The organism is Clostridium felsineum DSM 794 (assembly GCF_002006355.2).
Classification (GTDB): Bacteria; Bacillota; Clostridia; order Clostridiales; family Clostridiaceae; genus Clostridium_S; species Clostridium_S felsineum.
Genome location: NZ_CP096980.1, coordinates 4,837,501 through 4,860,877, shown reverse-complemented (window position 1 = coordinate 4,860,877; position 23,377 = coordinate 4,837,501). Strand labels below are relative to the sequence as shown.

The window sequence follows — 23,377 nt, the reverse complement described above, 5'->3', positions numbered from 1 at the left end:
CGGTTAAATTTATTCAAATATACTTAATAAAAAATTAATATATAGAAATATCCATAATTTTCAAAATTGATATTGAAAATTGCGTGAAAAATAACTATAATTAAATAACTTAGTAAGTTTTGATTAAGCAATTAATTATGTAATTGATTATAAATATCTACATTAAAGAAGGGGGAAAGAAAAAACTATGACTAATAATAAAAATAAGAAAATCGTACCTGAAGTAAAAGGAACTCTTAGAAGTCATATGATTGAACTTCCTGAAGTTATTAGAAAGGCTACAGGTATAAGGGTTTTTGGCAAAAGACTTAAATCTTTTGTTTTTTCAACAGACGTTGCAGTAATAAGAAATACTAATGCAGATGCAGTTATTGCAGTCTATCCCTTTACTCCCCAACCGGTTATAACGGCAGCTATTGTTCTTGCAGCTGATGTTCCTGTATTTTGTGGTGTTGGTGGTGGACTTACCATGGGAAAAAGAGTTGTAAATTTAGCATTAGATGCCGAGTTTAAAGGAGCCATGGGTGTTGTAGTTAATAGTCCTACACCAAATGATATAGTTAGAGAAGTTAGAGAAACTATAGATATTCCTATAGTCGTTACTGTTGTTTCAGAATATGAAGACATTCAAGCAAGAATTGATTCAGGAGCTACGATATTAAATGTATCAGGAGCTAAAAGGACACCACATATAGTTAGGACCATAAGAGAACAATTCCCCAATATTCCTATAATAGCAACTGGAGGTAATACAGAAGAGTCAATAATGGAAACTATAGAAGCTGGAGCTAATGCTATAACGTATACGCCACCTACTACAGGAAAGATATTTGGAGATACTATGAAAAATTATAGAATGAAATTTGAATAAATATATTCTAGTTATGGGGCTTCAAAAGTATAAGAAAAACTATTAACTTTTGAAGAAACCCATTATAAATGGTTAATGCAAATGAAATTACTTAGAAAAGAGGCAAACGTATGATAGTTGAGGGCAGTAATTGCAAACACTGTGATGAATTAAAAAATGGATCATGTGATGGGAATGTAAATGATTGTATGTGTAAAAAATGTCCCAGGAATTTAGGGCAATGCATGATAACAAGGTATTGCAGGGAAACCGAATCGGTTATATTATAAAAGTTAATAAAAAATATAGTTGGTTTTGATGGTAATCAAAAGAAAATAAACGTAAATAAAAAATAAAACGTTACCATAATGAGAAGATTAAACATAATCTTATGTAAATCCCGAAAATAATAAAAAATGGGTATTGATGAAAGAAGATGAAGATGATATAATGTAAACGTAATCAAGATTGGTTGCAAAAAAGTAATTGTTTTAAATGCTAGGGGATTCTAAAGTTATTTGTTTAGTAAGAGTACAAAGTTATATGTTGGATTTTTTATTATGTGGGTGGTAAAAATAGCCAACATATTTCAAGGAAACTCTTATAAATTTCCAATGTGAAAGGGGTCTTACATTGGAAGGAGCTTTAACCTTATCCGCGGAACAAAACATATAAAGGGATGGTAAGGTTAAAGCAAGTTTTTTAGGGTTTAATTTAGGGATTTAATATAAAATAAAAGCTGCTATTTTAGGGATGATAACAGCTTTTATTTTTTTATTTTTTGAAATTTATACTTATGGAATATTTAACGTCACTATTTTCTAATATAGAATTTAGTATATTCTTTATAGCCTTTTCTGAATCCGAAATAGCATTATTATAATATGGTTGTTCTAACATTTTTGATTTCATATCTTTCTTTACATTATCCATTATGGCCTCATGTTCCTCAGTAGTTAATTTTATTTCTCCAAATCTTAAAAGACCATTATCAGTTTGGTACTGAGTTTTACTATCATCTATACTAATCGCTTCTATTTGAGGGCTTGAAATATTAAGAGTTATTTTTTTGCCTTTATTATCTATGTTTACATTATCATTTTTTAAAGTAGATAAATCAACAGAGTAAGTGCCTGTACCAGTAAATGATATATTTTGTATCTTTTTAAAAATATCAAGATTTCCCCAACTGTTATCAATAGTTACCTTTTCGTTTACTTGTGCTTCTGTTGTTATAAGTCTCTGTTTTTGTTGTATTTTTTTTATGAGAGTTTCTTTACTTATAAACTTTTTTGAAATATTATCAGCGTCTGCTACAATCCAGGGTTTAGATGAAGAACTAGATATTTTATTAAATATATTATAGGCAACAAAAAATCCAACTGCTATGCATAAAATTATAACAAGAAAAAAAGTTCTCTTTCGTACTGTAATTTTCAAATCAATCCCTCATTTCTAATTATATGTTTGAAGAAAATCATATAAGGCTGGATATACATTTAAATCAGCCATTAACTTCATATAGGAATCCATTGCTTTTTCGTTTGTATCAGCTTTTTTAATAGCTCTGATAAGTAAGTTTTTAGGTGTTTCAAGAGGTGATATATACTCTATAGGAGTAACCTCATAACCATTAGCTTCAAGCATAAGGCTTCGCATTCCATCAGTTAATACATCAGCCAATCTAGCTTTGAAAATGCCATGCTTTAATATATCCTTAAATGGTTCGTAGCTATATTGTGATAACATTTCTTTATGACAACAAGGAACTGCAATAATAGCATCACTTTCTAATTTTATTCCAAGGGATAAAGCCATGTCTGTAGCAGTATCACATGCGTGTAGCGATATTACCATATTAATCTTTTCATCAGGTTTATAGTCGTGTATATCCATAGCATAAAACTCCATGTTTCTATAACCAAGAGAAGCAGCTATAGATTTTGATTTTTCTATTACGGTATTGGATATATCAATACCTACAAATCTACATTTTACTCTTTTTACCTCTGTAAGGTAATAATTAAGAGCAAAAGTCAAATAAGATTTTCCACAGCCACAATCAAGTATAGTTATACTTTTATTTCTAGATATTGTGTCTAGAGTAGAATCTATTAATTCAATAAAGTGGTCTATTTGATTGTACTTTCTTATCTTGTCGTTTTTTATTTTCTTGTCTTTAGTCATTATACCGATGGCTTTTAATAAATTATCAGCAGGGCCAACCTTTATTAAATAATTTCTGTTAAGTAATGTTGATGTTTTTTCCTTATTAGAGTTTTTTTCAGTCATATTAATATTTTTTATATTTACATTTTTATCATCAGCTGTTACTAATACATTTGTTCCACGTTCACTATAGATAAGTTCCAGAGAATCATAAGATAAAGAATTATTAACTATTGTTTGTAGTAAATCATCTATTGTAAATAAGTCAGTTTTACCATTAAAATTAAATGAAATTTTATGATCATCATTATATATACCTTTACCAATGAAGTGTTTAAGACCAGAGGTATATGTTACAGAGATTTCTTTGAAAATAGTCTCATTTTCTAAAAATCTATTTTTTATTCCTGTTAAAATTAAAGTTAATTTAGGTAAATTTTTTTTGTTCATATTATTAGCACCATCCTTGAAATGTGATTAATCACATCTTCTTGTTAAAATGTAATTATATTTTATCATATTATGAATGTATATGATATAATTTAAAATGTACATTTAATAGTATAAATAGAGATTTATAAAATATTATTGAAAATTGGGTGAAAGGCATATGTTAAAGGGCAAATATATAAATATTACAAAAGTTAATGGTGTAGATAGAGAATATCTTATAACAGATAAGTATGGGATAACAGTAGGAAGAATATTCATAGTAGATTTAAGTAAAGTAAATAGATTTTGTATGTTTAGAATGAAAATATATAAGCAAGATGAAAATGTAAATACATATGTTAAAGATATTCTAGATACTTTTATGGAGTTTTTATTTAAAAGCAATGATATTAATAAAATAAATATAATAGTTGATGAGGAAATAAATACACAACCTTTTGTTGAATCAGGATGTGCTTTTGAAGGCGTCATAAATCAAAGTATCGTAGAAAAAGGTGTACTAAAAGATGAATTTATATTTGGAATTAACCATAAAAATTATAATAGTGACAGAATAAATGTCTTCAAACTACGTGGTAAGAATGTAACACTTAAAGTATTAACACCCGAGGATGCAGAGAGTATGCTTCAATATTATATTAGAAATAAAGAACATTTAAAACCATTTGAACCGGAAAGAGAAGAGAGTTTTTATACCTTTGAAGCTCAAAAACAAATGCTTATAGAAAACTATAAACAGTTTATAAATGGAGATGGTACTAATTTTGGTATATATAATGATAATAAATTAATAGGCAAAATTCAGATATCAGGTACTATATATGGAGTTTTTAAGAGTGGTATAATAGGATATTCTATTGATAAAGACTATCAGGGAAGAGGATATATGAAGGAAGCTGTTAAAATTACAGAAGCTTATGCATTTGGTGTTATGAATCTTCATAGAGTAGAGGCATCTACATTAGTAGATAATTTAAGATCGCAGAAAGTTTTACTGGGATGTGGATTTGAAAAATTAGGACTTAACAAAAAATATTTATTTATAAACGGAAAGTGGCAAGATCATATAACGTTTTATAGAACTAATAATAATTAACAAAAAACAGGTTATAATAAAATAAAGACACTCAATAATGCGATTTTTATAGAATATTGATATAAACTTTGCCTTGAGTGTCGATATACATTAAACATAGTAAATTTTTAAAAAAGCTAAGTAATTAAGTATAATTTATAATAAAGGGGTATAATAAAAAAAAAGTTCGTAAGAAAAAGTAGTAGTATATTACATGTTGTCGCAAGAATTTATCTAATACGACTTTGATGAACTAATTTAATGTATTTTTAAAAAAGTTGTTGACAAAGTTTGTTGATGATGATAATATTATTGCACTGCTTGAATGCAGCGCACAATTGAACTTTGAAAATTAAACAGAGAATTAAAGAACCAGCAATTCTTTTGAATAGAATTTATTCTATTTAAATAAATTTAGCGATGAGCTAAAGGAATACGGAGTAGCATCTGTATTATATCAAACTTTTAAATTGAGAGTTTGATCCTGGCTCAGGACGAACGCTGGCGGCGTGCTTAACACATGCAAGTCGAGCGGGGAACTTCGGTTCCCAGCGGCGGACGGGTGAGTAACACGTGGGTAACCTGCCTCATAGTGGGGAATAGCCTTCCGAAAGGAAGATTAATACCGCATAATACTCGGAAATCACATGATTTCTGAGCCAAAGGATTTATTCGCTATGAGATGGACCCGCGGCGCATTAGCTTGTTGGTGAGGTAACGGCTCACCAAGGCTTCGATGCGTAGCCGACCTGAGAGGGTGATCGGCCACATTGGAACTGAGACACGGTCCAGACTCCTACGGGAGGCAGCAGTGGGGAATATTGCACAATGGGGGAAACCCTGATGCAGCAACGCCGCGTGAGTGATGAAGGTCTTCGGATCGTAAAACTCTGTCTTATGGGACGATAATGACGGTACCATAGGAGGAAGCCACGGCTAACTACGTGCCAGCAGCCGCGGTAATACGTAGGTGGCAAGCGTTGTCCGGATTTACTGGGCGTAAAGGATGTGTAGGCGGATATTTAAGTGAGATGTGAAATCCCCGGGCTTAACTTGGGGGCTGCATTTCAAACTGGATGTCTGGAGTGCAGGAGAGGAAGGCAGAATTCCTAGTGTAGCGGTGAAATGCGTAGAGATTAGGAAGAATACCAGTGGCGAAGGCGGCCTTCTGGACTGTAACTGACGCTGAGGCATGAAAGCGTGGGGAGCAAACAGGATTAGATACCCTGGTAGTCCACGCCGTAAACGATGAATACTAGGTGTAGGAGGTATCGACTCCTTCTGTGCCGCAGTTAACACAATAAGTATTCCGCCTGGGAAGTACGGTCGCAAGATTAAAACTCAAAGGAATTGACGGGGACCCGCACAAGCAGCGGAGCATGTGGTTTAATTCGAAGCAACGCGAAGAACCTTACCTAGACTTGACATCTCCTGAATTAGTCCGTAATGGATGAAGTCCCTTCGGGGACAGGATGACAGGTGGTGCATGGTTGTCGTCAGCTCGTGTCGTGAGATGTTGGGTTAAGTCCCGCAACGAGCGCAACCCTTATCATTAGTTGCTAACATTTAGTTGAGCACTCTAGTGAGACTGCCCGGGTTAACCGGGAGGAAGGTGGGGATGACGTCAAATCATCATGCCCCTTATGTCTAGGGCTACACACGTGCTACAATGGTAGGGACAAAAAGATGCTATACCGCAAGGTGGAGCTAAACTCAAAACCCTATCCCAGTTCGGATTGTAGGCTGAAACTCGCCTACATGAAGCCGGAGTTGCTAGTAATCGCGAATCAGAATGTCGCGGTGAATACGTTCCCGGGTCTTGTACACACCGCCCGTCACACCATGAGAGTCGGCAACACCCGAAGCCCGTGAGGTAACCTTTTGGAACCAGCGGTCGAAGGTGGGGTTGATGATTGGGGTGAAGTCGTAACAAGGTAGCCGTAGGAGAACCTGCGGCTGGATCACCTCCTTTCTAAGGAGTCGACATGGAAATGTAATTTCCATGAAGGTTCTTTGTTCTCTGTTTAATTTTGAGAGTTCAACTCTCTATTTTGTACTTTGAAAATTGCATAGTAATTAAGAGTAATACTCTAAAGCAAGGCAAAGTTAATTCTTTGTTGTTTGTATTTAAATATATTTATTTAAGGTCAAGCTACAAAGGGCGCATGGTGAATGCCTTGGCACTAGGAGCCGATGAAGGACGTGATAAGCTGCGATAAGCTTCGGGTAGACGCAAATAGTCTGTGAACCGAAGATTTCCGAATGAGGAAACTCTCATGGGTAACCCCATGAACTGTATACTGAATTCATAGGTATATAGAGGTAAACCCAGGGAACTGAAACATCTAAGTACCTGGAGGAAGAGAAAGAAAAATCGATTTCCTTAGTAGCGGCGAGCGAAACGGAAAGAGCCCAAACCGGAAACTTGTTTCCGGGGTTGCGGGCAGATCATTAAAGCTTTATATCTTAACCGAAGATTTCTGGAAAGTTAAACCATAGAAGGTAATAGTCCTGTAGGTGAAAAGAGAAAAAAGCCCGATCTGTACCAGAGTACCACGAGACACGTGAAACCTTGTGGGAAGCTGGGAGGACCACCTCCCAAGGCTAAATACTACCTAGTGACCGATAGTGAAGCAGTACCGTGAGGGAAAGGTGAAAAGAACCCCAGACGGGGAGTGAAATAGAACCTGAAACCGTGTGTCCACAACCGATCAAAACACGTTAATGTGTGATGATGTGCTTTTTGTAGAACGAGCCAACGAGTTACGGTATGCAGCAAGGTTAAGCACTTAAGGTGCGAAGCCGAAGGGAAACCAAGTCTGAATAGGGCGCATAGTTGCATGCTGTAGACCCGAAACCGGGTGACCTATCCATGGCCAGGGTGAAGCGGAAGTAAAATTCCGTGGAGGCCCGAACCACAATGGTGTTGAAAAACCATGGGATGAGCTGTGGATAGGGGAGAAATTCCAATCGAACTCGGATATAGCTGGTTCTCCTCGAAATAGCTTTAGGGCTAGCGCCATGAATGAGTACCGGAGGTAGAGCACTGAATGAGGTAGGGGCTGACAACAGTTACCGAACTCTATCAAACTCCGAATGCTGGATACTTGAATCATGGTAGTCAGACTGCGAATGATAAGATCCGTAGTCAAAAGGGAAACAGCCCAGATCACCAGCTAAGGTCCCAAAGTATAGATTAAGTGGTAAAGGATGTGGGATTTCTAAGACAACTAGGATGTTGGCTCAGAAGCAGCCATTCATTAAAAGAGTGCGTAATAGCTCACTAGTCAAGAGATCCTGCGCCGAAAATGTCCGGGGCTAAAATCTAACACCGAAGCTGTGAACTTGTACTTCGTACAAGTGGTAGAGGAGCATCCTGTATGGGCTGAAGTCGTACCGAAAGGAGCGGTGGACTGTACAGGAGAGAGTATGTTGGCATAAGTAGCGAGAACTAAGTGAGAATCTTAGTGGTCGAAAACCTAAGGTTTCCTGGGGAAGGTTCGTCCGCCCAGGGTAAGTCGGGACCTAAGCCGAGGCCGAAAGGCGTAGGTGATGGACAATCGGTTGATATTCCGATACCGCAGAGTAACGTTATGAGAAATGGGATGACGCAGAAGGATAGGATATGCGTACGTTATTGGAAGTACGTCTAAGCACTGAGAGTGGAAGATAGGAAAATCCGTCTTCCTTAAGCTTGGGGTGTAATGGTGAGGTAGTTTACTACCGAAATATCTGATTTCATACTGCCAAGAAAAGTCTCTATCCAGGAGCTCTGTGCCCGTACCGCAAACCGACACAGGTAGGTGAGGAGAGAATCCTAAGACCATCGGAAGAATTGCTGTTAAGGAACTCGGCAAATTGACCCCGTAACTTCGGGAGAAGGGGTGCCTACGAGAGTAGGTCGCAGAGAATAGGCCCAAGCAACTGTTTATCAAAAACACAGGTTTCTGCTAAAGCGAAAGCTGAAGTATAGGAGCTGACGCCTGCCCGGTGCTGGAAGGTTAAGGGGAATGCTTAGCGCAAGCGAAGGCATGAACTTAAGCCCCAGTAAACGGCGGCCGTAACTATAACGGTCCTAAGGTAGCGAAATTCCTTGTCGGGTAAGTTCCGACCCGCACGAATGGCGTAATGATTTGGGCACTGTCTCAACAGCAAATCCGGCGAAATTGTAGTGCAAGTGAAGATGCTTGCTACCCGCGATTGGACGGAAAGACCCCGTAGAGCTTTACTGTATCTTAGCATTGAATTTCGGTATTGTCTGTACAGAATAGGTGGGAGACTTGGAAGCAGTTCCGTCAGGAATTGTGGAGTCGTCTTTGGGATACCACCCTGACAGTACTGAGGTTCTAACCGGAGGCCATGAAACTGGTCACGGGACATAGCTAGGAGGGCAGTTTGACTGGGGCGGTCGCCTCCTAAAAAGTAACGGAGGCGCCCAAAGGTTCCCTCAGCGCGGTTGGAAACCGCGCGTAGAGTGCAAAGGCAGAAGGGAGCCTGACTGCGACACAAACAAGTGGAGCAGAGACGAAAGTCGGGCTTAGTGATCCGGTGACTCCTCGTGGGAGGGTCATCGCTCAACGGATAAAAGCTACCTCGGGGATAACAGGCTGATCTCCCCCAAGAGTCCACATCGACGGGGAGGTTTGGCACCTCGATGTCGGCTCGTCGCATCCTGGGGCTGAAGTAGGTCCCAAGGGTTGGGCTGTTCGCCCATTAAAGCGGCACGCGAGCTGGGTTCAGAACGTCGTGAGACAGTTCGGTCCCTATCCGTCGCGGGCGAAGGAAATTTGAGAGGAGCTGTCCTTAGTACGAGAGGACCGGGATGGACTGACCTCTGGTGTACCAGTTGTCTTGCCAAAGGCACGGCTGGGTAGCTATGTCGGGAAGGGATAAACGCTGAAGGCATCTAAGCGTGAAGCCCACCTCAAGATTAGATTTCCCATAACATAAGTTAGTAAGACCCCTGTAAGAACAACAGGTGATAGGTCAGAGGTGTAAGAATGGTAACATTTTAAGCTGACTGATACTAATAGGTCGAGGGCTTGACCAATTAATAAATAAATATATGATAATTACTATGCAATCTTGAAAGTACAAAGTACTTTCTACATTTAAATAGATCCGGTGATCATAGCATGGTTGTAACACCCGTTCCCATACCGAACACGAAGGTTAAGAACCAGAACGCCGATAGTACTGCAGGGGAGGCTCTGTGGGAGGGTAGGTCATTGCCGGGTAAAAAGTGAATGCTTATTACAACATTCACTTTTTACTTTCTAAAAGGCTTTTTAAAAAAATAAAAAAGCTATTGACATTATAAATGTATGTGTTACAATATAATTCGTTGTCTTAAGTTTGTCGTTTTTAATTTTTAAAAACTTTTAAAAAAAGTGTTGACAAAGCTTAATTAAAATGATATTATAAATAAGCTGTCTAAGTGCAGCGCACAATTGAACTTTGAAAATTAAACAGAGAATTAAAGAACCAGCAATTCTTTTGAATAGAATTTATTCTATTTAAATAAATTTAGCGATGAGCTAAAGGAATGCAGAGTAGCATCTGTATTATATCAAACTTTTAAATTGAGAGTTTGATCCTGGCTCAGGACGAACGCTGGCGGCGTGCTTAACACATGCAAGTCGAGCGGGGAACTTCGGTTCCCAGCGGCGGACGGGTGAGTAACACGTGGGTAACCTGCCTCATAGTGGGGAATAGCCTTCCGAAAGGAAGATTAATACCGCATAATACTCGGAAATCACATGATTTCTGAGCCAAAGGATTTATTCGCTATGAGATGGACCCGCGGCGCATTAGCTTGTTGGTGAGGTAACGGCTCACCAAGGCTTCGATGCGTAGCCGACCTGAGAGGGTGATCGGCCACATTGGAACTGAGACACGGTCCAGACTCCTACGGGAGGCAGCAGTGGGGAATATTGCACAATGGGGGAAACCCTGATGCAGCAACGCCGCGTGAGTGATGAAGGTCTTCGGATCGTAAAACTCTGTCTTATGGGACGATAATGACGGTACCATAGGAGGAAGCCACGGCTAACTACGTGCCAGCAGCCGCGGTAATACGTAGGTGGCAAGCGTTGTCCGGATTTACTGGGCGTAAAGGATGTGTAGGCGGATATTTAAGTGAGATGTGAAATCCCCGGGCTTAACTTGGGGGCTGCATTTCAAACTGGATGTCTGGAGTGCAGGAGAGGAAGGCAGAATTCCTAGTGTAGCGGTGAAATGCGTAGAGATTAGGAAGAATACCAGTGGCGAAGGCGGCCTTCTGGACTGTAACTGACGCTGAGGCATGAAAGCGTGGGGAGCAAACAGGATTAGATACCCTGGTAGTCCACGCCGTAAACGATGAATACTAGGTGTAGGAGGTATCGACTCCTTCTGTGCCGCAGTTAACACAATAAGTATTCCGCCTGGGAAGTACGGTCGCAAGATTAAAACTCAAAGGAATTGACGGGGACCCGCACAAGCAGCGGAGCATGTGGTTTAATTCGAAGCAACGCGAAGAACCTTACCTAGACTTGACATCTCCTGAATTAGTCCGTAATGGATGAAGTCCCTTCGGGGACAGGATGACAGGTGGTGCATGGTTGTCGTCAGCTCGTGTCGTGAGATGTTGGGTTAAGTCCCGCAACGAGCGCAACCCTTATCATTAGTTGCTAACATTTAGTTGAGCACTCTAGTGAGACTGCCCGGGTTAACCGGGAGGAAGGTGGGGATGACGTCAAATCATCATGCCCCTTATGTCTAGGGCTACACACGTGCTACAATGGTAGGGACAAAAAGATGCTATACCGCAAGGTGGAGCTAAACTCAAAACCCTATCCCAGTTCGGATTGTAGGCTGAAACTCGCCTACATGAAGCCGGAGTTGCTAGTAATCGCGAATCAGAATGTCGCGGTGAATACGTTCCCGGGTCTTGTACACACCGCCCGTCACACCATGAGAGTCGGCAACACCCGAAGCCCGTGAGGTAACCTTTTGGAACCAGCGGTCGAAGGTGGGGTTGATGATTGGGGTGAAGTCGTAACAAGGTAGCCGTAGGAGAACCTGCGGCTGGATCACCTCCTTTCTAAGGAGTCGACATGGAAATGTAATTTCCATGAAGGTTCTTTGTTCTCTGTTTAATTTTGAGAGTTCAACTCTCTATTTTGTACTTTGAAAATTGCATAGTAATTAAGAGTAATACTCTAAAGCAAGGCAAAGTTAATTCTTTGTTGTTTGTATTTAAATATATTTATTTAAGGTCAAGCTACAAAGGGCGCATGGTGAATGCCTTGGCACTAGGAGCCGATGAAGGACGTGATAAGCTGCGATAAGCTTCGGGTAGACGCAAATAGTCTGTGAACCGAAGATTTCCGAATGAGGAAACTCTCATGGGTAACCCCATGAACTGTATACTGAATTCATAGGTATATAGAGGTAAACCCAGGGAACTGAAACATCTAAGTACCTGGAGGAAGAGAAAGAAAAATCGATTTCCTTAGTAGCGGCGAGCGAAACGGAAAGAGCCCAAACCGGAAACTTGTTTCCGGGGTTGCGGGCAGATCATTAAAGCTTTATATCTTAACCGAAGATTTCTGGAAAGTTAAACCATAGAAGGTAATAGTCCTGTAGGTGAAAAGAGAAAAAAGCCCGATCTGTACCAGAGTACCACGAGACACGTGAAACCTTGTGGGAAGCTGGGAGGACCACCTCCCAAGGCTAAATACTACCTAGTGACCGATAGTGAAGCAGTACCGTGAGGGAAAGGTGAAAAGAACCCCAGACGGGGAGTGAAATAGAACCTGAAACCGTGTGTCCACAACCGATCAAAACACGTTAATGTGTGATGATGTGCTTTTTGTAGAACGAGCCAACGAGTTACGGTATGCAGCAAGGTTAAGCACTTAAGGTGCGAAGCCGAAGGGAAACCAAGTCTGAATAGGGCGCATAGTTGCATGCTGTAGACCCGAAACCGGGTGACCTATCCATGGCCAGGGTGAAGCGGAAGTAAAATTCCGTGGAGGCCCGAACCACAATGGTGTTGAAAAACCATGGGATGAGCTGTGGATAGGGGAGAAATTCCAATCGAACTCGGATATAGCTGGTTCTCCTCGAAATAGCTTTAGGGCTAGCGCCATGAATGAGTACCGGAGGTAGAGCACTGAATGAGGTAGGGGCTGACAACAGTTACCGAACTCTATCAAACTCCGAATGCTGGATACTTGAATCATGGTAGTCAGACTGCGAATGATAAGATCCGTAGTCAAAAGGGAAACAGCCCAGATCACCAGCTAAGGTCCCAAAGTATAGATTAAGTGGTAAAGGATGTGGGATTTCTAAGACAACTAGGATGTTGGCTCAGAAGCAGCCATTCATTAAAAGAGTGCGTAATAGCTCACTAGTCAAGAGATCCTGCGCCGAAAATGTCCGGGGCTAAAATCTAACACCGAAGCTGTGAACTTGTACTTCGTACAAGTGGTAGAGGAGCATCCTGTATGGGCTGAAGTCGTACCGAAAGGAGCGGTGGACTGTACAGGAGAGAGTATGTTGGCATAAGTAGCGAGAACTAAGTGAGAATCTTAGTGGTCGAAAACCTAAGGTTTCCTGGGGAAGGTTCGTCCGCCCAGGGTAAGTCGGGACCTAAGCCGAGGCCGAAAGGCGTAGGTGATGGACAATCGGTTGATATTCCGATACCGCAGAGTAACGTTATGAGAAATGGGATGACGCAGAAGGATAGGATATGCGTACGTTATTGGAAGTACGTCTAAGCACTGAGAGTGGAAGATAGGAAAATCCGTCTTCCTTAAGCTTGGGGTGTAATGGTGAGGTAGTTTACTACCGAAATATCTGATTTCATACTGCCAAGAAAAGTCTCTATCCAGGAGCTCTGTGCCCGTACCGCAAACCGACACAGGTAGGTGAGGAGAGAATCCTAAGACCATCGGAAGAATTGCTGTTAAGGAACTCGGCAAATTGACCCCGTAACTTCGGGAGAAGGGGTGCCTACGAGAGTAGGTCGCAGAGAATAGGCCCAAGCAACTGTTTATCAAAAACACAGGTTTCTGCTAAAGCGAAAGCTGAAGTATAGGAGCTGACGCCTGCCCGGTGCTGGAAGGTTAAGGGGAATGCTTAGCGCAAGCGAAGGCATGAACTTAAGCCCCAGTAAACGGCGGCCGTAACTATAACGGTCCTAAGGTAGCGAAATTCCTTGTCGGGTAAGTTCCGACCCGCACGAATGGCGTAATGATTTGGGCACTGTCTCAACAGCAAATCCGGCGAAATTGTAGTGCAAGTGAAGATGCTTGCTACCCGCGATTGGACGGAAAGACCCCGTAGAGCTTTACTGTATCTTAGCATTGAATTTCGGTATTGTCTGTACAGAATAGGTGGGAGACTTGGAAGCAGTTCCGTCAGGAATTGTGGAGTCGTCTTTGGGATACCACCCTGACAGTACTGAGGTTCTAACCGGAGGCCATGAAACTGGTCACGGGACATAGCTAGGAGGGCAGTTTGACTGGGGCGGTCGCCTCCTAAAAAGTAACGGAGGCGCCCAAAGGTTCCCTCAGCGCGGTTGGAAACCGCGCGTAGAGTGCAAAGGCAGAAGGGAGCCTGACTGCGACACAAACAAGTGGAGCAGAGACGAAAGTCGGGCTTAGTGATCCGGTGACTCCTCGTGGGAGGGTCATCGCTCAACGGATAAAAGCTACCTCGGGGATAACAGGCTGATCTCCCCCAAGAGTCCACATCGACGGGGAGGTTTGGCACCTCGATGTCGGCTCGTCGCATCCTGGGGCTGAAGTAGGTCCCAAGGGTTGGGCTGTTCGCCCATTAAAGCGGCACGCGAGCTGGGTTCAGAACGTCGTGAGACAGTTCGGTCCCTATCCGTCGCGGGCGAAGGAAATTTGAGAGGAGCTGTCCTTAGTACGAGAGGACCGGGATGGACTGACCTCTGGTGTACCAGTTGTCTTGCCAAAGGCACGGCTGGGTAGCTATGTCGGGAAGGGATAAACGCTGAAGGCATCTAAGCGTGAAGCCCACCTCAAGATTAGATTTCCCATAACATAAGTTAGTAAGACCCCTGTAAGAACAACAGGTGATAGGTCAGAGGTGTAAGAATGGTAACATTTTAAGCTGACTGATACTAATAGGTCGAGGGCTTGACCAATTAATAAATAAATATATGATAATTACTATGCAATCTTGAAAGTACAAAGTACTTTCTACATTTAAATAGATCCGGTGATCATAGCATGGTTGTAACACCCGTTCCCATACCGAACACGAAGGTTAAGAACCAGAACGCCGATAGTACTGCAGGGGAGGCTCTGTGGGAGGGTAGGTCATTGCCGGGTAAAAAGTGAATGCTTATTACAACATTCACTTTTTACTTTCTAAAAGGCTTTTTAAAAAAATAAAAAAGCTATTGACATTATAAATGTATGTGTTACAATATAATTCGTTGTCTTAAGTTTGTCGTTTTTAATTTTTAAAAACTTTTAAAAAAAGTGTTGACAAAGCTTAATTAAAATGATATTATAAATAAGCTGTCTAAGTGCAGCGCACAATTGAACTTTGAAAATTAAACAGAGAATTAAAGAACCAGCAATTCTTTTGAATAGAATTTATTCTATTTAAATAAATTTAGCGATGAGCTAAAGGAATGCAGAGTAGCATCTGTATTATATCAAACTTTTAAATTGAGAGTTTGATCCTGGCTCAGGACGAACGCTGGCGGCGTGCTTAACACATGCAAGTCGAGCGGGGAACTTCGGTTCCCAGCGGCGGACGGGTGAGTAACACGTGGGTAACCTGCCTCATAGTGGGGAATAGCCTTCCGAAAGGAAGATTAATACCGCATAATACTCGGAAATCACATGATTTCTGAGCCAAAGGATTTATTCGCTATGAGATGGACCCGCGGCGCATTAGCTTGTTGGTGAGGTAACGGCTCACCAAGGCTTCGATGCGTAGCCGACCTGAGAGGGTGATCGGCCACATTGGAACTGAGACACGGTCCAGACTCCTACGGGAGGCAGCAGTGGGGAATATTGCACAATGGGGGAAACCCTGATGCAGCAACGCCGCGTGAGTGATGAAGGTCTTCGGATCGTAAAACTCTGTCTTATGGGACGATAATGACGGTACCATAGGAGGAAGCCACGGCTAACTACGTGCCAGCAGCCGCGGTAATACGTAGGTGGCAAGCGTTGTCCGGATTTACTGGGCGTAAAGGATGTGTAGGCGGATATTTAAGTGAGATGTGAAATCCCCGGGCTTAACTTGGGGGCTGCATTTCAAACTGGATGTCTGGAGTGCAGGAGAGGAAGGCAGAATTCCTAGTGTAGCGGTGAAATGCGTAGAGATTAGGAAGAATACCAGTGGCGAAGGCGGCCTTCTGGACTGTAACTGACGCTGAGGCATGAAAGCGTGGGGAGCAAACAGGATTAGATACCCTGGTAGTCCACGCCGTAAACGATGAATACTAGGTGTAGGAGGTATCGACTCCTTCTGTGCCGCAGTTAACACAATAAGTATTCCGCCTGGGAAGTACGGTCGCAAGATTAAAACTCAAAGGAATTGACGGGGACCCGCACAAGCAGCGGAGCATGTGGTTTAATTCGAAGCAACGCGAAGAACCTTACCTAGACTTGACATCTCCTGAATTAGTCCGTAATGGATGAAGTCCCTTCGGGGACAGGATGACAGGTGGTGCATGGTTGTCGTCAGCTCGTGTCGTGAGATGTTGGGTTAAGTCCCGCAACGAGCGCAACCCTTATCATTAGTTGCTAACATTTAGTTGAGCACTCTAGTGAGACTGCCCGGGTTAACCGGGAGGAAGGTGGGGATGACGTCAAATCATCATGCCCCTTATGTCTAGGGCTACACACGTGCTACAATGGTAGGGACAAAAAGATGCTATACCGCAAGGTGGAGCTAAACTCAAAACCCTATCCCAGTTCGGATTGTAGGCTGAAACTCGCCTACATGAAGCCGGAGTTGCTAGTAATCGCGAATCAGAATGTCGCGGTGAATACGTTCCCGGGTCTTGTACACACCGCCCGTCACACCATGAGAGTCGGCAACACCCGAAGCCCGTGAGGTAACCTTTTGGAACCAGCGGTCGAAGGTGGGGTTGATGATTGGGGTGAAGTCGTAACAAGGTAGCCGTAGGAGAACCTGCGGCTGGATCACCTCCTTTCTAAGGAGTCGACATGGAAATGTAATTTCCATGAAGGTTCTTTGTTCTCTGTTTAATTTTGAGAGTTCAACTCTCTATTTGTACTTTGAAAATTGCATAGTAATTAAGAGTAATACTCTAAAGCAAGGCAAAGTTAATTCTTTGTTGTTTGTATTTAAATATATTTATTTAAGGTCAAGCTACAAAGGGCGCATGGTGAATGCCTTGGCACTAGGAGCCGATGAAGGACGTGATAAGCTGCGATAAGCTTCGGGTAGACGCAAATAGTCTGTGAACCGAAGATTTCCGAATGAGGAAACTCTCATGGGTAACCCCATGAACTGTATACTGAATTCATAGGTATATAGAGGTAAACCCAGGGAACTGAAACATCTAAGTACCTGGAGGAAGAGAAAGAAAAATCGATTTCCTTAGTAGCGGCGAGCGAAACGGAAAGAGCCCAAACCGGAAACTTGTTTCCGGGGTTGCGGGCAGATCATTAAAGCTTTATATCTTAACCGAAGATTTCTGGAAAGTTAAACCATAGAAGGTAATAGTCCTGTAGGTGAAAAGAGAAAAAAGCCCGATCTGTACCAGAGTACCACGAGACACGTGAAACCTTGTGGGAAGCTGGGAGGACCACCTCCCAAGGCTAAATACTACCTAGTGACCGATAGTGAAGCAGTACCGTGAGGGAAAGGTGAAAAGAACCCCAGACGGGGAGTGAAATAGAACCTGAAACCGTGTGTCCACAACCGATCAAAACACGTTAATGTGTGATGATGTGCTTTTTGTAGAACGAGCCAACGAGTTACGGTATGCAGCAAGGTTAAGCACTTAAGGTGCGAAGCCGAAGGGAAACCAAGTCTGAATAGGGCGCATAGTTGCATGCTGTAGACCCGAAACCGGGTGACCTATCCATGGCCAGGGTGAAGCGGAAGTAAAATTCCGTGGAGGCCCGAACCACAATGGTGTTGAAAAACCATGGGATGAGCTGTGGATAGGGGAGAAATTCCAATCGAACTCGGATATAGCTGGTTCTCCTCGAAATAGCTTTAGGGCTAGCGCCATGAATGAGTACCGGAGGTAGAGCACTGAATGAGGTAGGGGCTGACAACAGTTACCGAACTCTATCAAACTCCGAATGCTGGATACTTGAATCATGGTAGTCAGACTGCGAATGATAAGATCCGTAGTCAAAAGGGAAACAGCCCAGATCACCAGCTAAGGTCCCAAAGTATAGATTAAGTGGTAAAGGATGTGGGATTTCTAAGACAACTAGGATGTTGGCTCAGAAGCAGCCATTCATTAAAAGAGTGCGTAATAGCTCACTAGTCAAGAGATCCTGCGCCGAAAATGTCCGGGGCTAAAATCTAACACCGAAGCTGTGAACTTGTACTTCGTACAAGTGGTAGAGGAGCATCCTGTATGGGCTGAAGTCGTACCGAAAGGAGCGGTGGACTGTACAGGAGAGAGTATGTTGGCATAAGTAGCGAGAACTAAGTGAGAATCTTAGTGGTCGAAAACCTAAGGTTTCCTGGGGAAGGTTCGTCCGCCCAGGGTAAGTCGGGACCTAAGCCGAGGCCGAAAGGCGTAGGTGATGGACAATCGGTTGATATTCCGATACCGCAGAGTAACGTTATGAGAAATGGGATGACGCAGAAGGATAGGATATGCGTACGTTATTGGAAGTACGTCTAAGCACTGAGAGTGGAAGATAGGAAAATCCGTCTTCCTTAAGCTTGGGGTGTAATGGTGAGGTAGTTTACTACCGAAATATCTGATTTCATACTGCCAAGAAAAGTCTCTATCCAGGAGCTCTGTGCCCGTACCGCAAACCGACACAGGTAGGTGAGGAGAGAATCCTAAGACCATCGGAAGAATTGCTGTTAAGGAACTCGGCAAATTGACCCCGTAACTTCGGGAGAAGGGGTGCCTACGAGAGTAGGTCGCAGAGAATAGGCCCAAGCAACTGTTTATCAAAAACACAGGTTTCTGCTAAAGCGAAAGCTGAAGTATAGGAGCTGACGCCTGCCCGGTGCTGGAAGGTTAAGGGGAATGCTTAGCGCAAGCGAAGGCATGAACTTAAGCCCCAGTAAACGGCGGCCGTAACTATAACGGTCCTAAGGTAGCGAAATTCCTTGTCGGGTAAGTTCCGACCCGCACGAATGGCGTAATGATTTGGGCACTGTCTCAACAGCAAATCCGGCGAAATTGTAGTGCAAGTGAAGATGCTTGCTACCCGCGATTGGACGGAAAGACCCCGTAGAGCTTTACTGTATCTTAGCATTGAATTTCGGTATTGTCTGTACAGAATAGGTGGGAGACTTGGAAGCAGTTCCGTCAGGAATTGTGGAGTCGTCTTTGGGATACCACCCTGACAGTACTGAGGTTCTAACCGGAGGCCATGAAACTGGTCACGGGACATAGCTAGGAGGGCAGTTTGACTGGGGCGGTCGCCTCCTAAAAAGTAACGGAGGCGCCCAAAGGTTCCCTCAGCGCGGTTGGAAACCGCGCGTAGAGTGCAAAGGCAGAAGGGAGCCTGACTGCGACACAAACAAGTGGAGCAGAGACGAAAGTCGGGCTTAGTGATCCGGTGACTCCTCGTGGGAGGGTCATCGCTCAACGGATAAAAGCTACCTCGGGGATAACAGGCTGATCTCCCCCAAGAGTCCACATCGACGGGGAGGTTTGGCACCTCGATGTCGGCTCGTCGCATCCTGGGGCTGAAGTAGGTCCCAAGGGTTGGGCTGTTCGCCCATTAAAGCGGCACGCGAGCTGGGTTCAGAACGTCGTGAGACAGTTCGGTCCCTATCCGTCGCGGGCGAAGGAAATTTGAGAGGAGCTGTCCTTAGTACGAGAGGACCGGGATGGACTGACCTCTGGTGTACCAGTTGTCTTGCCAAAGGCACGGCTGGGTAGCTATGTCGGGAAGGGATAAACGCTGAAGGCATCTAAGCGTGAAGCCCACCTCAAGATTAGATTTCCCATAACATAAGTTAGTAAGACCCCTGTAAGAACAACAGGTGATAGGTCAGAGGTGTAAGAATGGTAACATTTTAAGCTGACTGATACTAATAGGTCGAGGGCTTGACCAATTAATAAATAAATATATGATAATTACTATGCAATCTTGAAAGTACAAAGTACTTTCTACATTTAAATAGATCCGGTGATCATAGCATGGTTGTAACACCCGTTCCCATACCGAACACGAAGGTTAAGAACCAGAACGCCGATAGTACTGCAGGGGAGGCTCTGTGGGAGGGTAGGTCATTGCCGGGTAAAAAGTGAATGCTTATTACAACATTCACTTTTTACTTTCTAAAAGGCTTTTTAAAAAAATAAAAAAGCTATTGACATTATAAATGTATGTGTTACAATATAATTCGTTGTCTTAAGTTTGTCGTTTTTAATTTTTAAAAACTTTTAAAAAAAGTGTTGACAAAGCTTAATTAAAATGATATTATAAATAAGCTGTCTAAGTGCAGCGCACAATTGAACTTTGAAAATTAAACAGAGAATTAAAGAACCAGCAATTCTTTTGAATAGAATTTATTCTATTTAAATAAATTTAGCGATGAGCTAAAGGAATGCAGAGTAGCATCTGTATTATATCAAACTTTTAAATTGAGAGTTTGATCCTGGCTCAGGACGAACGCTGGCGGCGTGCTTAACACATGCAAGTCGAGCGGGGAACTTCGGTTCCCAGCGGCGGACGGGTGAGTAACACGTGGGTAACCTGCCTCATAGTGGGGAATAGCCTTCCGAAAGGAAGATTAATACCGCATAATACTCGGAAATCACATGATTTCTGAGCCAAAGGATTTATTCGCTATGAGATGGACCCGCGGCGCATTAGCTTGTTGGTGAGGTAACGGCTCACCAAGGCTTCGATGCGTAGCCGACCTGAGAGGGTGATCGGCCACATTGGAACTGAGACACGGTCCAGACTCCTACGGGAGGCAGCAGTGGGGAATATTGCACAATGGGGGAAACCCTGATGCAGCAACGCCGCGTGAGTGATGAAGGTCTTCGGATCGTAAAACTCTGTCTTATGGGACGATAATGACGGTACCATAGGAGGAAGCCACGGCTAACTACGTGCCAGCAGCCGCGGTAATACGTAGGTGGCAAGCGTTGTCCGGATTTACTGGGCGTAAAGGATGTGTAGGCGGATATTTAAGTGAGATGTGAAATCCCCGGGCTTAACTTGGGGGCTGCATTTCAAACTGGATGTCTGGAGTGCAGGAGAGGAAGGCAGAATTCCTAGTGTAGCGGTGAAATGCGTAGAGATTAGGAAGAATACCAGTGGCGAAGGCGGCCTTCTGGACTGTAACTGACGCTGAGGCATGAAAGCGTGGGGAGCAAACAGGATTAGATACCCTGGTAGTCCACGCCGTAAACGATGAATACTAGGTGTAGGAGGTATCGACTCCTTCTGTGCCGCAGTTAACACAATAAGTATTCCGCCTGGGAAGTACGGTCGCAAGATTAAAACTCAAAGGAATTGACGGGGACCCGCACAAGCAGCGGAGCATGTGGTTTAATTCGAAGCAACGCGAAGAACCTTACCTAGACTTGACATCTCCTGAATTAGTCCGTAATGGATGAAGTCCCTTCGGGGACAGGATGACAGGTGGTGCATGGTTGTCGTCAGCTCGTGTCGTGAGATGTTGGGTTAAGTCCCGCAACGAGCGCAACCCTTATCATTAGTTGCTAACATTTAGTTGAGCACTCTAGTGAGACTGCCCGGGTTAACCGGGAGGAAGGTGGGGATGACGTCAAATCATCATGCCCCTTATGTCTAGGGCTACACACGTGCTACAATGGTAGGGACAAAAAGATGCTATACCGCAAGGTGGAGCTAAACTCAAAACCCTATCCCAGTTCGGATTGTAGGCTGAAACTCGCCTACATGAAGCCGGAGTTGCTAGTAATCGCGAATCAGAATGTCGCGGTGAATACGTTCCCGGGTCTTGTACACACCGCCCGTCACACCATGAGAGTCGGCAACACCCGAAGCCCGTGAGGTAACCTTTTGGAACCAGCGGTCGAAGGTGGGGTTGATGATTGGGGTGAAGTCGTAACAAGGTAGCCGTAGGAGAACCTGCGGCTGGATCACCTCCTTTCTAAGGAGTCGACATGGAAATGTAATTTCCATGAAGGTTCTTTGTTCTCTGTTTAATTTTGAGAGTTCAACTCTCTATTTTGTACTTTGAAAATTGCATAGTAATTAAGAGTAATACTCTAAAGCAAGGCAAAGTTAATTCTTTGTTGTTTGTATTTAAATATATTTATTTAAGGTCAAGCTACAAAGGGCGCATGGTGAATGCCTTGGCACTAGGAGCCGATGAAGGACGTGATAAGCTGCGATAAGCTTCGGGTAGACGCAAATAGTCTGTGAACCGAAGATTTCCGAATGAGGAAACTCTCATGGGTAACCCCATGAACTGTATACTGAATTCATAGGTATATAGAGGTAAACCCAGGGAACTGAAACATCTAAGTACCTGGAGGAAGAGAAAGAAAAATCGATTTCCTTAGTAGCGGCGAGCGAAACGGAAAGAGCCCAAACCGGAAACTTGTTTCCGGGGTTGCGGGCAGATCATTAAAGCTTTATATCTTAACCGAAGATTTCTGGAAAGTTAAACCATAGAAGGTAATAGTCCTGTAGGTGAAAAGAGAAAAAAGCCCGATCTGTACCAGAGTACCACGAGACACGTGAAACCTTGTGGGAAGCTGGGAGGACCACCTCCCAAGGCTAAATACTACCTAGTGACCGATAGTGAAGCAGTACCGTGAGGGAAAGGTGAAAAGAACCCCAGACGGGGAGTGAAATAGAACCTGAAACCGTGTGTCCACAACCGATCAAAACACGTTAATGTGTGATGATGTGCTTTTTGTAGAACGAGCCAACGAGTTACGGTATGCAGCAAGGTTAAGCACTTAAGGTGCGAAGCCGAAGGGAAACCAAGTCTGAATAGGGCGCATAGTTGCATGCTGTAGACCCGAAACCGGGTGACCTATCCATGGCCAGGGTGAAGCGGAAGTAAAATTCCGTGGAGGCCCGAACCACAATGGTGTTGAAAAACCATGGGATGAGCTGTGGATAGGGGAGAAATTCCAATCGAACTCGGATATAGCTGGTTCTCCTCGAAATAGCTTTAGGGCTAGCGCCATGAATGAGTACCGGAGGTAGAGCACTGAATGAGGTAGGGGCTGACAACAGTTACCGAACTCTATCAAACTCCGAATGCTGGATACTTGAATCATGGTAGTCAGACTGCGAATGATAAGATCCGTAGTCAAAAGGGAAACAGCCCAGATCACCAGCTAAGGTCCCAAAGTATAGATTAAGTGGTAAAGGATGTGGGATTTCTAAGACAACTAGGATGTTGGCTCAGAAGCAGCCATTCATTAAAAGAGTGCGTAATAGCTCACTAGTCAAGAGATCCTGCGCCGAAAATGTCCGGGGCTAAAATCTAACACCGAAGCTGTGAACTTGTACTTCGTACAAGTGGTAGAGGAGCATCCTGTATGGGCTGAAGTCGTACCGAAAGGAGCGGTGGACTGTACAGGAGAGAGTATGTTGGCATAAGTAGCGAGAACTAAGTGAGAATCTTAGTGGTCGAAAACCTAAGGTTTCCTGGGG

Annotated in this window: 4 protein-coding genes and 11 rRNA genes (1 of these 15 cut by a window edge); 13 read left to right on the top strand and 2 right to left on the bottom strand. The window is 43.3% G+C overall.

What is annotated here, in order from left to right; all coding sequences use genetic code 11:
• Window positions 1-187: 187 nt before the first annotated feature.
• On the top strand, window positions 188-871 hold the full coding sequence (locus tag CLFE_RS22455; RefSeq protein ID WP_077833231.1) for a beta/alpha barrel domain-containing protein: 684 nt from the start codon (window positions 188-190) through the stop codon (window positions 869-871).
• A 753-nt stretch (window positions 872-1,624) separates the two neighbouring features.
• Here the strand turns inward: CLFE_RS22455 and CLFE_RS22450 are convergent.
• Window positions 1,625-2,290, bottom strand: a complete 666-nt coding sequence (locus CLFE_RS22450) for a DUF4230 domain-containing protein (protein WP_077894305.1) — start codon at window positions 2,288-2,290, stop codon at window positions 1,625-1,627.
• Between the two features lie 15 nt (window positions 2,291-2,305).
• Window positions 2,306-3,469 (bottom strand): class I SAM-dependent methyltransferase, encoded by a 1,164-nt coding sequence (locus tag CLFE_RS22445; RefSeq protein ID WP_077894306.1) that lies wholly within the window; start codon window positions 3,467-3,469, stop codon window positions 2,306-2,308.
• A gap of 160 nt (window positions 3,470-3,629) precedes the next feature.
• Here CLFE_RS22445 and CLFE_RS22440 point away from each other — a divergent pair, with 160 nt between their 5' ends.
• The 12 genes from CLFE_RS22440 to CLFE_RS22385 all read left to right on the top strand — a co-directional run.
• The gene (locus CLFE_RS22440; RefSeq protein ID WP_077894307.1) at window positions 3,630-4,568 is read left to right on the top strand and encodes a GNAT family N-acetyltransferase; all 939 of its coding nucleotides are present in this window, start codon (window positions 3,630-3,632) and stop codon (window positions 4,566-4,568) included.
• A 445-nt stretch (window positions 4,569-5,013) separates the two neighbouring features.
• A 16S ribosomal RNA gene (locus CLFE_RS22435) occupies window positions 5,014-6,519 on the top strand.
• Between the two features lie 173 nt (window positions 6,520-6,692).
• A 23S ribosomal RNA gene (locus CLFE_RS22430) occupies window positions 6,693-9,597 on the top strand.
• A 70-nt stretch (window positions 9,598-9,667) separates the two neighbouring features.
• Window positions 9,668-9,784, top strand: a 5S ribosomal RNA gene (rrf, locus tag CLFE_RS22425).
• A gap of 341 nt (window positions 9,785-10,125) precedes the next feature.
• A 16S ribosomal RNA gene (locus CLFE_RS22420) occupies window positions 10,126-11,631 on the top strand.
• A gap of 173 nt (window positions 11,632-11,804) precedes the next feature.
• Window positions 11,805-14,709: ribosomal RNA gene (locus CLFE_RS22415) — 23S ribosomal RNA — on the top strand.
• 70 nt (window positions 14,710-14,779) lie between these two features.
• Window positions 14,780-14,896, top strand: a 5S ribosomal RNA gene (rrf, locus tag CLFE_RS22410).
• A 341-nt stretch (window positions 14,897-15,237) separates the two neighbouring features.
• Window positions 15,238-16,743 (top strand): 16S ribosomal RNA (locus CLFE_RS22405).
• Between the two features lie 172 nt (window positions 16,744-16,915).
• A 23S ribosomal RNA gene (locus CLFE_RS22400) occupies window positions 16,916-19,820 on the top strand.
• Window positions 19,821-19,890: 70 nt separating this feature from the next.
• Window positions 19,891-20,007, top strand: a 5S ribosomal RNA gene (gene rrf / locus CLFE_RS22395).
• 341 nt (window positions 20,008-20,348) lie between these two features.
• A 16S ribosomal RNA gene (locus tag CLFE_RS22390) occupies window positions 20,349-21,854 on the top strand.
• 173 nt (window positions 21,855-22,027) lie between these two features.
• Window positions 22,028-23,377 (top strand): 23S ribosomal RNA (locus tag CLFE_RS22385) (it continues 1,555 nt past the right edge of the window).
• Together the 16S, 23S and 5S rRNA genes form the textbook arrangement of a ribosomal RNA operon.

What these genes read in the sequence shown, in the direction of transcription:
- CLFE_RS22455 (WP_077833231.1), top strand. Translation starts at nt 188, where the DNA reads ATGACTAATAATAAAAATAAGAAAATCGTACCTGAAGTAAAAGGAACT.
- CLFE_RS22445 (WP_077894306.1), bottom strand. Translation starts at nt 3,469, where the DNA reads ATGAACAAAAAAAATTTACCTAAATTAACTTTAATTTTAACAGGAATA.
- CLFE_RS22440 (WP_077894307.1), top strand. Translation starts at nt 3,630, where the DNA reads ATGTTAAAGGGCAAATATATAAATATTACAAAAGTTAATGGTGTAGAT.